The following is a 15179-nucleotide window of genomic DNA, read 5'->3' as shown; positions in this document are numbered from 1 at the left end:
TTTTCATGGCAACTTCTGCATACAGCCAGGACCTGTCAACCGCAGCGGGTCTCGAAAACGCCACGGTCACGGTGATGCAAGCGCAGGAAATCGTTTCCAAGGCCACCCTCGGTGCCGTTCGTTGGAGCGGCCCTGTATCCGGCCCGCAAGCCCAGCGGGGCAAGAGCATCGCGCTTGTCGCAGAAGATTTGCGTAACGGCGGCATTGTCGGTGTCGCGCAGGGCGCCCGGGAGGCCGCCAGCGCGTTGGGCTGGACGCTGAAGATATACGATGGTGCCGGCTCATCGGCCGGGCGCGCAAAGGCCTTTTCCGATGCCCTGGCCGCGAAGCCCGACGGCCTTATCCTGTGCGGCTCCGATGCCCTTGAGAACAAGGCGGCGCTGCTGCTCTTTGCCAACAAGGAGGTACCGGTGGTTGGCTGGCACGCCGGAGTACGCCCGGGGCCGATTGACGGCACCCCGGTGGCCATGAACGTCACGACCGACCCGCTTGAAGTGGCGCGCCTCACGGCCATGGCGGCAGTGGCACAGTCAAGCGGACGCGCCGGCGTGGTCATCCTGACCGACTCCAAGTACAGCATTGCCATGGCGAAAGCCAAGGTCATGGAGGACGTCATTCGGGGCTGTCGAGAATGTACGTTGCTGGAGGTGCGCGATGTGGCGATCTCCGAAAGTGGCGAGAAGATGCCGGCGATCACCAAGGAGCTGCTTCAGCGCTATGGCAAACGCTGGACTCACACGCTGGCCATCAACGACATCTATTTCGACTATTCGATTGCCTCGCTGACCAGCGCCGCCATACCCAGTGACGGCATCAGCCTGCTGTCTGCCGGTGACGGCAGCGCTTCGGCTTTCTTGCGCATACAGGCAAAAACCTACCAGACCGTTACTGTGGCCGAGCCGCTCAACCAGCATGGCTGGCAAGTGATGGATGAATTGAACCGGCTGTTTGCAGGTCAGCCAGTGAGCGGCTTCGTCGCGCCGATTCACTTGGTCAATGCCGACAATATCGCCTTCGATGGCGGGAAAAAATTCCAGTACGATCCTGACAATGGCTATCGAGACATCTATCGCCACCAATGGAACCCCTGACGTTGGATATGACTTCCCGGTTTGGACGCCAGCTATTGCCACAATCGCTGCGCGCACAATTCACTCTGGCGTTTCTGACGCTGGCGCTGCTGATCCTGGCAGGCGCCGCCACGGCGGTCTACGCGTTGCGCACCTCTAACAGCGCCACTCGCCAGCTGACGGATGAACGACTGGTCCGCATGCAAAATGGGCAAGACATGGTGCAGCGCACCTTGTTGATCGAACGCCAGACCGACCAGCTTCTGACAACCCGTTCCCCGGACGTCCTGCGTTCAAGCTATGCGGCAACCGTCGAACAGCTTGAAGCCCTCGATCAACGGGTGCAGCAACTGACTGCCGCGAACAGTGGCGTGGCGATACTCGACATGCATCAGTCGAGTCAGATGTTCCGCAACACCGCCAACATCGTTGCGCAGCTGCGAGAAAGCCTGCTGCAAACCGAGGTCACCTTCGCGCAGGCCCTGGAGGATCGCACCGCCCGATTGACGGCGACCCAGACCCGGGCCAGCCTGGAGCTGGCGGTGCTGCTTTTCGATCTGCCGCAGGCGGTTGACAGTGAGGCCGTGCAACGGCTGCGGGCCCGATATGAGCGCCTGCCACGTGCCGCTGACACGTTATCCGACGTTGATGTGCAGACGCCGCCGGATCTCTTCTCCTTGCGCCAGACGCTCATCAATCAACACAACGTCTTGCAGCGCTTCAATGAGCAACTCAAGAACGAGGCCGAGGTCCTGGTTTCGGTGGCCCGTACGCAATCGAACGCCTACACCGAAGACTATCGCGAAGCCGTGCAGCGCCTGGTCGAGGCCTCGAATCGCAGCCAGCAATGGGTGCTGATCATGTTGGGCGCCAGCCTGGTATTCGCCTGGTTTGTGACCCGGGTGTTCATGGGCCGTCATGTGCTCGTGCGCCTGAATGAAATAAGCCGGCAATTGCGTCAGGAGCACACGAACAAAACCCATGTGATGATGGCCGACCATGGGAACGACGAGATCGGCAACATGGCGCGGGCGGTGAACCAATTTCTCGAAGACCGGCTTCAGCTGGAAAAAAGAACGGTTCAATTAAGTATCGCCACAGAACGGCTCGCCGTGCAAAACGACCGCTTGGAGCAAGAAGCCATCGTCCGTGCCGGACAAGGTCATGTCCTGGAACTGATCGCCAGGAGCACCGAGCTTGCAGAAGTGCTCGATAGCCTGGCGCACCTGGTCGAGTCCCAACTGGAGGGCATGAAGGTCTCCATCCTGCTGCTGGATGAGGAGGGCAAGCACCTGCTGCACGGGACTGCACCCAGTTTGCCGAAAGCCTATAGCCAGCTCATCGACGGAATTGAAATCGGTCCGAACGTCGGTTCATGTGGTACCTCGGCGTATCGACGAGAGCCGGTCATCGTCACGGACATCGAGCAGGATCCACTGTGGGAAGCGTACCGTTCACTCGTTGCGCCCTATGGGTTTCGCGCCTGCTGGTCGACGCCGATCCTGTCCCATGAGCGAAAGGTCCTGGGCACGTTTGCCTTGTATGCCAACACCGTGCGCAGCCCCAGCGCGGCCGAGACGAAACTGATCGACATGGCCACACCGCTCGCCGGCATTGCGATAGAACGCCAACAGACCGAAAAGCGCATTCGCTTTATGGGCGACCATGACGCCCTGACCGGGCTGCCGAATCGTACGCTGCTCGAAGACCGCCTCAAGCAGGCGATGCTCTATGCCCAGCGCTACAACCGGCTGGTGACAGTGGTGTTTCTCGACCTGGACAAGTTCAAACTGGTGAATGACAGCCTTGGGCACAGTGCCGGGGACGAACTGCTGAAAACCGTCGCCCAGCGCATGCTGGGGTGTGTACGGCGTACCGACACCGTGGTGCGACTGGGCGGCGACGAGTTTGTGATCATCCTGTTCGACCAGCCCTCGGACCTGGACGGCGTGACGCCCGTCCTGCACAAAATCCAGGAAGCGATCCTGCGGCCGATTCAACTCAGCGGCCATACGCTCCACGTCACCTGCAGCATGGGGTTGGCCACGTACCCTACCGATGGCACCGACACCGACACGTTGCTCAGCAATGCGGACGCCGCCATGTACCGGGCCAAGGAGCTGGGGCGCAACAGCTTCCAGTTCTATACGAGCGAGATGAATAACAAGGTCCAGGGCAAGCTCGCCATGCAAGACGGGCTGCGAAGCGCACTCAACAATGACGAGTTCCTGCTGTTGTACCAGCCACAAGTGGATTTGCAGTCAGGTCAGATCATCGGCGTGGAGGCATTGATCCGCTGGCAGCATCCCGAACTCGGCATGGTCTCTCCCATCAAATTCATTCCTCAGGCCGAAGAGACCGGGCTGATCGTGCCCATCGGCGACTGGGTGATTCATACCGCCTGCAGACAGAACAAGGCGTGGCAGGATGCCGGTTGGCCGCCGATCACCATGTCGGTGAACATCTCGGCTCGCCAGTTCATCGAAAGGGACCTGATCGACCGGATCATGCATGCCTTGCAGGAATCCGGGCTGGACCCGATGTACTTTGAGCTGGAGCTGACCGAAAGCCTGATCATGCAAGACCTTCAGCAAGCCATCAGCAAAATGAAGGCCCTGCAAGCCATGGGGATCAGCCTCTCGATTGACGACTTCGGCACCGGCTATTCCAGCCTCGCCGCATTGAAAAGCTTCCCGATCGCGAGGCTCAAGATCGACCAGTCTTTCGTGCGTGATCTACCCAACAACGAGAACGACAAAGCCATCGCCACCGCCGTGATTTCGTTGGGGCACAAGCTGAACCTCAAGGTCATTGCCGAAGGTGTCGAAACCGAGGAGCAGCAAACCTTCCTGCGTGAAAACGGCTGCGATGAAATTCAGGGGCACTTTTTCAGCAAGGCGGTCAGCGCGCAGGAAATCAGCCGGTTACTGCGTACGTCCAGAGTGTCTGAACCAAGCCGCCTTGCCAGTCCAGGTTCGGTCAGGCAGAAAAAACGCGATGTAAAACGCCCGAGCGGTCCAATGTCCGGGCATTGATGACTCTGCCTTTCTGTATTTCCGGGGGAGAGGGTATCACCGGATCTCAGGAAGCATCCTGCTCATAGCTGCAACCCACGTAGAGATCGCTGTCCTTGTCTTCCGTGGAGACCACTCGCAGGCTAGCGCCGTTACCGAGGCTGCGCTGATAGTCAACGTAGCCGTCGGTATCCAGGGTCTTTTTCAATTTCAGGGTGCTGGCGAGCTTTTCTGCATCGGCCTTCGGGCTGCTGCTTTTGGCCTGGAGAAAGAAGCTGAAGCGGTCGGTCATCACCAGAGTGGTCGACGACACGCCGTGCACCGTCAACGCCGGGGTGACTTGCCAGGCGCCACCGCCCCACGGGCTGTGCGCTTCATCCTTGGAGAGCGTCAGTTGCTCGGCGTCAACCAGGTCGTTGAACTCGCCCACCTGCTGCGCATTGGCCTGGCACTGCGCCAGGGCCTTGAACAAGTCGCTATGGCTCGGGCCAGCGGCCGAAACAGTAAAGGTGGACAGACACCCGGCCAGGGCGACGAGACCAAGAGAGATTTTCATGCCGACATCCTTGTTTCAGTTGAATAACAGGTGATGGATACCCGAGGTCAAGGGCTGCAGGCTTCGGGAATGAACGTGCTGCGCGGCTGTACACGGGCCTGCGCGGCAGGTCGGGAGCTTGCCATTGCTGACTTGAATATGCCATCAGGTTATCCCTGAGGATGGACTGTCGTAGAAACCACTTTTGTGCTCATTTCTGGCACTGGTAAGTCGGCGGGATAACGGTCGGCATGACCAGCCCACAGGCCACCGCAGCACTGACGGCCTGCTGGCGGCTTACCGAACCCAGCTTGCGTCGAGCATTGAGCAGGTGGAAGTCGATGGTGCGTTCGGAACAGGTCAGGATGTGGCTGACGCAGGCGGGGGAGTGGTGTTTGTCCATAAACGGATCGCTCTAGTTGTAGCAGGAATGAAGCAGTCGCAGCACGGGGAAAGAAGGGGCGCATGCCCCTTCCGGGTGGATCACTTGTGCACGTGACACCGGATGAAACTGCGGAACAGGTCCAGGCCGTTTTCGGTGAGGATGCTTTCAGGGTGGAACTGCACGCCCTCCACCGGCAGGTGGCGATGGCGTACGCCCATGACATAGCCGTCGTCCGTGGACCTGGACGTGATCTCCAGGCAGTCGGGTAACGGCTGCTCGTTGATCATCAACGAGTGGTAGCGGGTCGCCCGAATCGCATGTGCCTGGGTGTGGTCATAGACGCCCTTGCCGTCGTTCTCGATCGTGCTCACCTTACCGTGCATCACGTGCGGGGCCCGGCAAACCTGGGCACCGAAGGCCAGGCCGATGGCCTGGTGACCCAGGCACACACCCAACAGCGGCAGACGCCCCTGAAAGTGCTTGATCACTTCGATGTAGCCCACATCCGCCGGATGCCCAGGCCCAGGGCCCAGCACGCAGAAATCCGGCGAGAACGCTTCAATGCGCTGGATGAGATCCGGTACGTCGTGACGCTCGACGTGGGTTTCCAGCCCCAGTTGTTCCAGGTACTGGCTGATGATGAAGACGAAGCTGTCATAGGCGTCGATCAAGAATACTTTCACAGTGCGATCTCCTGGCCGGTCACTGCCCGATAGACGGAACCCATCTTGTACAGCGTCTCTTTCCACTCAAGCGCTGGCACCGAATCGGCTACCACTCCGGCGGATGCACGCAAGTGGTACGTGCCCTCGTCGAAGACCGTCGAGCGAATGCACAATGCGGTGTTGACGCTGCCATCGAAACCGACCAGGCCAAGGGCCCCGGCATAAATGCCCCGGCGGTTGCTTTCCATCCCCTCGATCAGCTCCATCGCCCTGACCTTGGGTGCGCCGGACATGGTGCCCGCGGGGAACGAGGCCTTGATCACGTCGTAGGCATCCAGGCCCGGGCGCAGCAAGCCGCGAACGTTCGACACCATGTGGTAGAGGTGCGAGTACTCTTCCACCAGCATGAACTCATCGACCTCCAGCGAGCCGGCCTGGCACACGCGACCGATATCGTTGCGACACAGGTCGATGAGCATCAGGTGTTCGGCGCGCTCCTTCTCGGAGCGGGTCAGCTCCAGGACCAACTGAGTCGGATCGACGCCAGGCTTCTTGCCCACGGTGCCGGCGATCGGGCGCATCTCGATCAAGTCGTCCTTGATCCTGACGAACAGCTCGGGGCTGGCGCCGATCAGGTCGATGCCGCCTACGTGGGCCAGGTACATGTAGGGGGAAGGGTTGCGCAGGCGCAGGTTCTGGTACACATCGAACGGCGAAACCTGCGAGCGGATGCGAATCTCATGGCCGATCTGGATCTGGTAGACGTCGCCGGCGCGGATGTGCTCCATCGCCACTTCGACACGCTCGACGAATTGCTCCGGGGTCACCGTGCGCTCTTCCTCGAAGGCCTCGGGGTAGGGTAGCGGAGCCAGCGCCTCGGCTGCCGGGGGTGTGCTCAGGAAGGGGTAGTCCTCCAACGTACGGGGCGACCAGAGATCGTGGTTGTTGATCAGGGTTTCGACGATGCCATTGCTGTGGAAATAAACCAGGGTCTGATAGACCGACAGGGCAATGAGCGGGTAGTCGTAGGTCTGTTTGGCCAGATCGGGAAGTCGCTCGATCAGGCGAACGCAGTCGTAGGCGAAATAGCCGAAGAAGGCCAGGCTGGAAGGGGCATTGGACGCAGGCTGGAACGTTGCCTGGATAGCCCGGAGAAGGTTCCACGCCGCCTCGCTGTCGGGCAGATGGATCTTGTGTTCCTGGTCGACCTGCATGCCCGCTTGCCGCAGGCTGGCGGACAAATGTTCACACAGGGCGGCGCAGCCTCGCAGTTGGGCCTGGCCCTCATTGATACACACTTCGAAAAGCGGTTCGAGCCCGACGATCGTCGCCCGGCGATCACGGCTTGGGCCGGACAGTGATTCAAGAATGAAAACAGACTCACGACCCAGTTGTTCCAGTGCATTTTCATATATGCGAAGTGCATCCGTAGGTCGACGTTCTTCGCGGCGAAGAACATTCACGCCAATTAGATTTTTATTCACGGTTAATACCATATTCAAGGTGTAACGATTCAGGCGCTCGATTAAGAGAGCGCCACGGGAATATAAAGCGCGCAGGCACTTTAAATACGTGTTGACGGATATTCTGAATAGACGGGGCGGACGCTGTTCATGTCGCACGCACTAAAAAGCTTGCAATGGATTGCAGCCAATGGTTGCGCAGGGCACAAGGCGCGAGCGCCTTCGATTTCAGAGGGGAAAGATCAGGACGTTGCTGGCAGGCAGCAGACAGGCTCCGGTCTTCGCTAGATTAGCGACGCCAGGTATTGCTTTTGAAGATGGCCAGAATGGCCCGGGAACAGCTGTCGGGATAGCTGTGGGAGGAACTGATAGCAGAAAGGTGATAGTACATTTTTAGACATCCCAGTCTTGGCTAAGCACTGCGGGAATAATGGGCAGTGCGGCGAAATTATCAGCGAGCCCTGGGGCTGTCAACTGCTGAGGGAATATTAATCTTTCATTCACTTTTGAATGTCGACGAGGCGAAGAGCTATCCCTGCGCGTATGTAACCGCGCGTGCTTTTAACAAGAAGCTCGTGCGCGCACAACTGCGAGATAGCGCAGCTGGGTATTTATAAGTTCTGTCCTGCGGCCCATTCAATTTCAGAAGGGATAACTGTCATGCCATTGAAATGGTGGTCTGCTGGGGTTCGGCCTGTGGTGTTCCTGCCGGCGACCCTGGATAACCTGCTCCAGCAACTCCCCGATGCACGCGGCGAGTTCATCGAGGACTGCGGGTATGTGCTCTATCTTGAACGGGGCGCCGATGTGGTGGCGGCCATTACACGGTTCATTGCGACGTCCAGGGTTTAGGACGATTCATTCTTTTGCCCCCGCAAGAGAAACAACACCAGCGCCACCAGGCAGGCCGTCGTCTGAATCCCACCCAGCGTCGTGACCGGCGCGAAGCTCAAGACCGAGGCCAGCCAGGTGGTCAGCGCAGCCGCACCCATGGAGAGAAACCCCAGCAGCGCGGAGGCCATCCCGGCTTCTTTGCCGAAAGGGCCCATGGTGATTGCCGTGCCGAGCGGATTGGCCAGGCCCATGCCCCACAGGAAGGTGATCATCGAGAGGGCATACCACCCAAGACCAGGTGCGGCTGGACCCACCAGAAGCAGGCCGCCGCCGATCATGGCGCAGGCAATGCCCGCGAGCGTGATGATCCGCGCGCCATAACGATGCGCCAGGCGCGGGGCCGCCATGCCGGCTGCGAACACGACGAATACCGTCGCGGCAAAATACAGGCCGGTCTGCAACGAGGTCAGGCCGATACCTTGCATCAGGATGGCGGGCGCCGCCGCGAAGGAGGCGAACAGGCCGCTCATCAGCAGGCTCATTGAAAGGGCTGGGAGGATGAAGCGCTTATCCAGCGCCAATCTGCCATAGGCGAGCACCACGCTCTTGGTCGAGTGCGGCGCCCGGCGATCGGCGGGATGGGTTTCTCCGAGGTCGCGCACGTAGAAAAAGGCCAGTACCACGGCGGCCAGCCCCACCAGGATGAAGATGGCACGCCAGCCGAGTGTGACGGACAGGACGCTGCCGGCCAGCGGCGAAAAACCCGGCGCCGCGGCGGTGGCGATCATCGTCAGCGACAGGGCCCGGGCGAGCGTCTCGCCTTCAAACAGATCCCGTGCGATGGCACGCGACAGCACCGAGGCTGCGCACACGCCCAACGCCTGGACGACGCGTCCGGCGATCAGCACATCAAGGGTGGTGGCAAGGCCGGCGATGACGGTGCCGACCACGAACACTGAGAGGCCGCCGAGCACCAGTTTCTGCCGCCCGTAGCGGTCGGCCAGTGGCCCGACCACCAACTGGCCCAAGGCGAATGTGATGAAGAAGCTGGACAGCGTCAGGCCGAGCTCGCGCGCGGTCACGCCCAGGTCTTCGCCGATATCCGCAAACGCCGGGAGAATGATGTTGGTAGACAGCATGCTGATCGCCGCCAGGCCTGCAAGCAGCGCCACGACTTTGCCGGTCAATGGTTGGGTGGAGGCGTGCGGTTGCGTAGCGGCAATTGCCAATGAAGTTCTGGCTTCCATACAGCCTCTCCTGTGTTTGGTTGGCGGGCAAAGACGTTGATTGCCAAACGCCAAGACTGTGGTTCGCGATCTCGGCGGCGTGACGTAGGCTTGCACATGACGCTCATAATATTTTCATGAATATGATGATCGTAATCTCTTGCGTCAAGTTAAATATCTGGCGTGCGCAGGCAGGATTCACTGTTGCCAATAAGTGGGGGGCGAGGTAGAGCGGATGGGAAAGGTGTGAGATCGACGCTTTTCAAGCGTCGTGACCTCGGTATCAGGTAGGTCCGGATCGAACGATGCCCTAAACGGCCGTCTGAATACAGTCACCACAACGTTTCTATCGGTGCAGCCGCGCTCGGGGTGTTCATCGAGTGGTTCGCGACCCTGCTGGGGCCTTGCCTTGAGCGCCGAGCCGTTGTGGCGGCTTTGATGCTACAGTCCGGCCTTTCCTGGGGGAGGGCGCGTCATGCGGATCGTAGTAATGGCTTTGGCGATGGCGTTGCTGGGTGGATGCGCCACGGCCAACGAAACCTTTGGCATGGGACAGCTCTGTGGCCGCCATCCTTACTGCGGTGCGGCGACCGATATCGAGATCATCAAGGCTTCGACGAACGACAACGACGTATACGCGCGTGCTCTGGCACCTTTTGCAATCGTTGATCTTCCTTTCAGCATCGTCGCCGATACGCTGATCCTGCCTTATACGATTTTTCATATGAGGCCTGCCGAGGAGTAGTGGTAGTGCCTCGACGGCTTGAATCCAAAACCCAAGGCGGCCGACCGCATTAATCGCCTGTTTTCTGCCGTTTCATCCTCGTCCAATCAACACGTACGATGGCGCAACGCAGCTCCTGTAATTGTCCTGAGCTCAAGGCAATCGCCAGTAGAATCAGCAAGATCAGCCCCCAATCAGAGGGGCTTGGGTATTGGCCGAGGATCGCCATTGAACTGAAGATGCCAAACAACGGGATCAGCAGTGACAACGGCGCTACGCGTGACAGTGGGTATTCACGCAATAACAGATTCCATCCCCAGTAACTGAAATGCGTCGCGGCGTAGACCTGGAACGCGAGCGAAAGCAACGTCGTTGCATTGAGCTGCGAAGGGAGTGCGTTGAAGGGCGCTGAGCCATGCAACAGCCACGTCAACAGCAAGAGCGGGATGGGTGCAAACAAGCTGGCCCACACCACGAAAGCGAAGACCTCACGCACCTTCGATACTTTGATGATCACGTTGCCGATGCTCCACGCCATTGCGCTGCCAATGACGAGTGCGAAACCGGCCTTCGACGAGTCGCCAGGGCTGCACAGTACGATCCCTCCCAAGCCTATGGCTGCCAGCAAGCTGCCAATCCGTTGAGGTTGCCCCAGGCGTTCGCCAAAGAAAAATACACCCCAGCCCAGAGTGAAGAATGCACTGCACTGGATCAGCAGCGACGCTGTACCGGGTGGCACCCCCATGGCAATTCCCTGGTTGATCAACGCCCACATGGCCACGCCAAAAATCAGCCCGTAGGCGGCCAGCCATCGGAAGGCAACGCGTGGACGCTCCACGAAAAATACCCAAGGCAAGGCGGCCAGCGCGAAACGCAACGCAGTCAACAGCAGCGGATCAATGCCGGCAAGTCCGAGTTTTGTCACGGGGAAATTCAACCCCCAGACGGCCGTCACCAGAATGGCGAGTAATAGATGCTTCTTTTGCATTGTCAGTCTTTCTCCAGCGCAGAACGGAAGTGTTCGTGCGTGAAGAATATGCAAGCAATTGACCTGGCCTGCTTTCAGTCACAGGCCAATATTCATTAGAATCGGGCCATGCGAGAAACCACCCTACATACCTACCAGAACACACCGCGCGATGCCGTCGTGACCGAACGTGGCTACGCAGACGCAACGCTGTTCCCAATGCATCACCATCCACGTGGTCAGTTCGCTTATGCCGCAAGCGGGGTCATCACCGTGTTTACCGATGACGGCAACTGGGTCGTTCCGCCCCAACGCGGTATATGGGTTCCGGCGCAACTCGCCCACTCCATGCAGATGCGTGGCCCCGTTACCCTGCACAACACCTATATCCGCAAACAAGCGGCCCAGCGGCTGGGGTTGCCGGGGCAGTGTCAGGTATTGGACGTGTCGCCGTTGTTGCGGCAATTGCTGGTCAAAGCAATCGATGTCCCCGCGCGATATGCCATCCAGGGACGTGATGGGCATTTGATGGGGCTGCTACTCCATGAGATCGCCAGCATGCCTGCGCTTTCGCTCAATGCCCCGTTGCCGGCAGAACCACGCCTTGCGATGGTCTGTCGCGAGTTTCTGACCCAGCCTTCGCTGGAGGTTGGTATCGACGATATGGCCTGCCGTGCGGGGATGAGTCGCCGGACGTTTACCCGCCATTTTCGACTGCACACCGGAATCAGTTATCTCCAATGGCGACAGCAAGCCTGCCTGCTCGAAGCGATCGTTCGTCTGGGGAAAGGTCAGCCGGTCACCGAGGTCGCCATGGCGTTGGGTTATAGCAGTTCAAGTGCGTTCACAACGGTTTTCAAACAGCTGCTGGGGGAAGTCCCCAGTCGCTACTTCCCGGTGTGACAGGCTTAGGGCGCCAGTTAAGGTTCTGGGCAAGAATGCGCCTTGGTCTCCGGGGTTCGCCAGCTGGCTTAGCGAGTAGCCGTTGCTGGAGCAAGACTTCCTCGTTGCACGCCAGGTCGGTCATCCGCTGACCGAGGCCCAACGCTGGACGAGGATGACCTGACAGTACTGCCCCGGCGGTTCAAACCCCGGCGATAGCCTCGCGGACGAAGTCTTCGTAGGTGCGCAACGGACGCCCCAGGATCGCCTGCAGCCGTTCCACGGTTCCTTCAGCAGCCTGCATGCCAAATGTCTGGATACCGGACATCATCAGGCGCATGTCATAAGCCAGCCAGGCGGGACCGTACGCGGCCAATTGTGCTTCGAAGGCGGCCACATCGTCACCGCCGTAGGCGATCTCGCGACCCAGGGCGGAGCTCCAGATCTTCGCCGCGGCGGCACCGGTCAGTGCTTGTGGGCCGACCAGCTCCAGGGTTACACGGTCCAGGGCCGAAGGTGCCTTGTCGCGTCGCAGCAACTCGGCAGCGGCGATGTCGGCGATGTCGCGGGCATCGATCATCGAGACGCCCTTCGAGCCGATCGGCATCGGGTACACCGAGTAGTTCTGAATTGTCTGCTGGACCATCAATTCGTTTTGCATGAAGTAAGCCGGACGCAGGATGGTTGCGGCCATGTCGAAGCTTTCGATCATGCGCTCGACCGTATGCTTGCCGGTGAAGTGCGGTACGTGGGTGAACTTGTCGGCATGAATCACCGACAGGTAGACGATGCGCTCGATGCCAGCCTCGCGAGCGAGGTTCAAGGTGATGAGGGCTTGTGTCACCTCGTCGGGCGTCACGGCGTTGAGCAGGAACAGCGTACGCACCGATACCAGCGCCTCGCGCAGCGAAGGGACATCGGTGAGGTCCGCAACGACTTCAGTCACGCCCGCCGGGAATGTTCCCTTGCCAGCCTGGCGCACGAGGGCTTTGACGTCGGCGCCTGCGTCGGCGAGGCGCTGGATGATGAGTGAACCAATGGTGCCCGTGGCGCCGGTAACGAGAATGCTCATGTTGAATCTCCTGCAAAAGGGTGGGTAGCCGGAAAAGTCCGCTACGGCCTTGTCGGCCCGTTGCGATGATCAAACGATATTCCGTTGCAGAAACAAAACGAAGGCGCCAGGATGTAGACACTCCGTTTCAAAAGTGGAACAGCATGAACCTGAACGCGCTGGTCGATTTCACCCTCGTGGCAACGAATGAGGGGCTGGGCAAGGCAAGCCGTGCGAGCGGAATATCCAAGGCAACCTTGTCGCGCCGCATTGCCGACCTTGAGGAGCAATTGGGCGTCAGGCTGATCGAGCGCAGTGCACGTGGGCTGAAGCTCACCGAGGCTGGAGAGCTGCTGCTGAGCAGGGCCGAAGGGCCGTTGGCCGAGGTGGCGGAAGCCATGGCGGCGGCGAAGGAGGGCGTATCGACGCCTCGCGGACGCTTGCGTGTCGCTGCCCCGGTCCTGTTCTCGCAGCTTGCGATGGGCGGCATCGGCGCAGCGTTTTGTGCGGCTTATCCTGACGTCACGATCGAGGTCATTTCGGAGGATCGCGTGGTCGACCTCGTCGAGGAACAATTTGATGTCGCCATCCGGATCAACCCCAGCCCGGACAGCAGCTTGGTCGGCCGCTGCTTCGCCAAGGACCGCCTGGTGGTGGTGGCCGCGCCGGGATTACCTCGGCCTGCACCCGGGGCCATTCGGTCAGTTCCCGGTATTGTGATGTCCAGTTTCGAGCCCACCCATTGGGCACTCGATGGCGGTCACCTGATTCTGGAGCCGATCCCCAGGCTGCGCTTCTCTTCGTTCCTGATGATCCGCGATGCAGCCATCGCCGGTGGTGGGGCTGCCCTCATTCCACAGTCCATCGCATGGAACCAGTTGGCCAGTGGCGAGTTGGTCCAGTGGGGCACGGTATCGGGGAAAGAAGCCGAACTCTGGGTCTTGCACACGTCCAGGCGTCTTGCTGCGCCGAAGGTTCGCGCATTTGTCGATTTCATGTGCGCCAGGTACCCGGACATGTCGTTGGTACTGAAGGGATAGACGTTCTTTGCAAAAGGCAGGGAGGTGCGCGCTGAGCCGGTGAAGGGGGCGGCAGCCTCGCAGAAGTACCGCTAAGCTCACCTCCATTGAGGGGACAAAAAAAGTCCCCCTAGGGATGCCAACATCTCTGGCAAGGGAGCCGCTAGCCATGAGTGCCGAACAGAGCCACTATCCCCAGGCCACCATTCTGGTGGTCGACGACACGCCTGATAATTTGCTGTTGATGACCGATCTGCTCAAGGATCGCTACCGGGTCAAGGCTGCGAACAGCGGTGAGAAGGCCCTGCGAGTGCTGCAGGGTGGCTCGCTACCGGACCTGATCCTGCTTGATGTGATGATGCCTGGGCTGTCTGGTCACGAGGTGGCGGGCCAGCTCAAGCATGATCCGCGCACCTGCGACATTCCAATCATCTTCCTCACCGCCCTGGCGGCGATCGAGGATGAGATCCATGGCTTGGAGCTGGGGGCGGTCGACTACATCACCAAGCCGATCAGTCCACCGTTGGTTCTGGCGCGAGTGGATACCCAGCTCAAGCTCAAGGCTGCGGCGGACTTCCTGCGTGATCAGAACGACTATCTGGAGAAAGAGGTGCAGCGGCGTACCCGCGAGGTCATGGCCATCCAGGACGTGACCATCCAGGCCATGGCCTCACTGGCAGAGACTCGCGATAACGAGACCGGCAACCATATCCGGCGGACCCAGCACTACGTGAAGGTCCTGGCCGAGCGGCTGCGCGACCATCCTCGTTTCAGGCATTTTCTCAACGACGAAACGATCCGCCTGTTGTTCAAGTCGGCGCCATTGCACGACATCGGCAAGATCGGCATTCCTGATCATATCCTCCTCAAGCCGGGGCGCTTCACCCCAGAGGAGTTCGAGATCATGAAGACCCATACCACGCTGGGACGCGATGCTATCCAGCGTGCCGAAGACCAACTGGGTGTTGCGGTGGACTTCCTCAGCCTGGCCAAGGAGATCGCCTACAGCCACCAGGAGAAATGGGACGGCAGTGGATACCCGCAGGCGTTGGCGGGTGACGACATTCCCATCAGCGCCCGGCTGATGGCGGTGGCGGATGTCTATGACGCCCTGATCAGTCGACGGGTTTACAAAGAAGGGATGCCCCACGAGGAGGCCGTCGAGATCATTCGTCAGGGGCGAGGCTCGCATTTCGATCCAGACATTTGTGATGCCTTCCTGGCTCATGTCGAACAGTTCCAGGCCATTGCCGAGCGTTTCGCCGACAGCGATCAGGACATGGCCAAGCAGGCGGCCGCCCTGGAGCGTATCGCCCAGAAACCTTGAGCGAACGACTGCGAGCC

13 protein-coding genes and 1 pseudogene are annotated in these 15179 nt (G+C 59.9%); 7 read left to right on the top strand and 7 right to left on the bottom strand.

Annotation, left to right across the window (positions count from 1 at the left end):
- Positions 1 to 71: 71 nt before the first annotated feature.
- Together B0E42_RS08085 and B0E42_RS08080 are read left to right on the top strand one after the other, a co-directional pair.
- Positions 72 to 1091: a substrate-binding domain-containing protein gene (locus tag B0E42_RS08085; RefSeq protein ID WP_077506208.1), complete on the top strand. Its 1020-nt coding sequence runs from the start codon at positions 72 to 74 to the stop codon at positions 1089 to 1091.
- Entirely contained in the window at positions 1079 to 4105 is a 3027-nt protein-coding gene (locus B0E42_RS08080) for an EAL domain-containing protein (protein ID WP_077506181.1), read from the top strand. Before B0E42_RS08085 ends, B0E42_RS08080 begins: the two co-directional genes overlap by 13 nt.
- Before the next feature lie 46 nt (positions 4106 to 4151).
- Here B0E42_RS08080 and B0E42_RS08075 read toward each other — a convergent pair whose 3' ends face one another.
- The 4 genes and pseudogenes from B0E42_RS08075 to B0E42_RS08060 form a co-directional block, all read right to left on the bottom strand.
- Positions 4152 to 4640, bottom strand: coding sequence for a hypothetical protein (locus B0E42_RS08075; RefSeq protein WP_077506180.1), 489 nt, complete (start codon positions 4638 to 4640; stop codon positions 4152 to 4154).
- A gap of 190 nt (positions 4641 to 4830) precedes the next feature.
- Positions 4831 to 4995: pseudogene (locus tag B0E42_RS08070) on the bottom strand (helix-turn-helix transcriptional regulator); the annotation flags it as partial.
- Between the two features lie 107 nt (positions 4996 to 5102).
- Positions 5103 to 5687 carry an aminodeoxychorismate/anthranilate synthase component II gene (locus B0E42_RS08065; RefSeq protein ID WP_024618285.1) on the bottom strand — a complete coding sequence of 195 codons (585 nt, stop codon included), beginning with the start codon at positions 5685 to 5687 and terminating at the stop codon, positions 5103 to 5105.
- Positions 5684 to 7165 (bottom strand): anthranilate synthase component I family protein, encoded by a 1482-nt coding sequence (locus B0E42_RS08060; protein ID WP_371915889.1) that lies wholly within the window; start codon positions 7163 to 7165, stop codon positions 5684 to 5686. The genes B0E42_RS08065 and B0E42_RS08060 overlap by 4 nt, the downstream gene beginning before the upstream one ends.
- 627 nt (positions 7166 to 7792) lie before the next feature.
- Here B0E42_RS08060 and B0E42_RS08055 point away from each other — a divergent pair.
- Positions 7793 to 7984: a hypothetical protein gene (locus tag B0E42_RS08055; RefSeq protein ID WP_077506178.1), complete on the top strand. Its 192-nt coding sequence runs from the start codon at positions 7793 to 7795 to the stop codon at positions 7982 to 7984.
- On the opposite strand, the gene B0E42_RS08050 is transcribed toward B0E42_RS08055, so the two are convergent.
- Positions 7981 to 9213, bottom strand: coding sequence for a multidrug effflux MFS transporter (locus B0E42_RS08050; protein ID WP_077506177.1), 1233 nt, complete (start codon positions 9211 to 9213; stop codon positions 7981 to 7983). The two genes, B0E42_RS08055 and B0E42_RS08050, sit on opposite strands and share 4 nt — an antisense overlap.
- Before the next feature lie 454 nt (positions 9214 to 9667).
- On the opposite strand from B0E42_RS08050, the gene B0E42_RS08045 reads away from it, so the two are divergent.
- Positions 9668 to 9937: a YceK/YidQ family lipoprotein gene (locus tag B0E42_RS08045; protein ID WP_018600423.1), complete on the top strand. Its 270-nt coding sequence runs from the start codon at positions 9668 to 9670 to the stop codon at positions 9935 to 9937.
- Between the two features lie 49 nt (positions 9938 to 9986).
- On the opposite strand, the gene B0E42_RS08040 is transcribed toward B0E42_RS08045, so the two are convergent.
- A complete protein-coding gene (locus B0E42_RS08040; RefSeq protein ID WP_077506176.1) occupies positions 9987 to 10904 on the bottom strand; it encodes an EamA family transporter in 918 nt (305 codons plus the stop codon).
- 108 nt (positions 10905 to 11012) lie between these two features.
- Here B0E42_RS08040 and B0E42_RS08035 point away from each other — a divergent pair, with 108 nt between their 5' ends.
- The gene (locus B0E42_RS08035) at positions 11013 to 11786 is read left to right on the top strand and encodes a helix-turn-helix domain-containing protein (protein WP_053178983.1); all 774 of its coding nucleotides are present in this window, start codon (positions 11013 to 11015) and stop codon (positions 11784 to 11786) included.
- A 181-nt stretch (positions 11787 to 11967) separates the two neighbouring features.
- On the opposite strand, the gene B0E42_RS08030 is transcribed toward B0E42_RS08035, so the two are convergent.
- On the bottom strand, positions 11968 to 12837 hold the full coding sequence (locus B0E42_RS08030) for an NmrA family NAD(P)-binding protein (protein WP_077506175.1): 870 nt from the start codon (positions 12835 to 12837) through the stop codon (positions 11968 to 11970).
- A 143-nt stretch (positions 12838 to 12980) separates the two neighbouring features.
- On the opposite strand from B0E42_RS08030, the gene B0E42_RS08025 reads away from it, so the two are divergent.
- Positions 12981 to 13856 carry a LysR family transcriptional regulator gene (locus tag B0E42_RS08025; protein WP_077506174.1) on the top strand — a complete coding sequence of 292 codons (876 nt, stop codon included), beginning with the start codon at positions 12981 to 12983 and terminating at the stop codon, positions 13854 to 13856.
- A 148-nt stretch (positions 13857 to 14004) separates the two neighbouring features.
- Positions 14005 to 15162 (top strand): two-component system response regulator, encoded by a 1158-nt coding sequence (locus B0E42_RS08020; protein ID WP_077506173.1) that lies wholly within the window; start codon positions 14005 to 14007, stop codon positions 15160 to 15162.
- The last annotated feature ends 17 nt before the right edge of the window (positions 15163 to 15179 follow it).

This window comes from Pseudomonas sp. A25(2017), assembly GCF_002001065.1.
GTDB classification, from domain to species: Bacteria; Pseudomonadota; Gammaproteobacteria; order Pseudomonadales; family Pseudomonadaceae; genus Aquipseudomonas; species Aquipseudomonas kilonensis.
The sequence above is the reverse complement of the archived record's forward strand: the minus strand, read 5'-3'. Positions and strand labels throughout refer to the sequence as shown.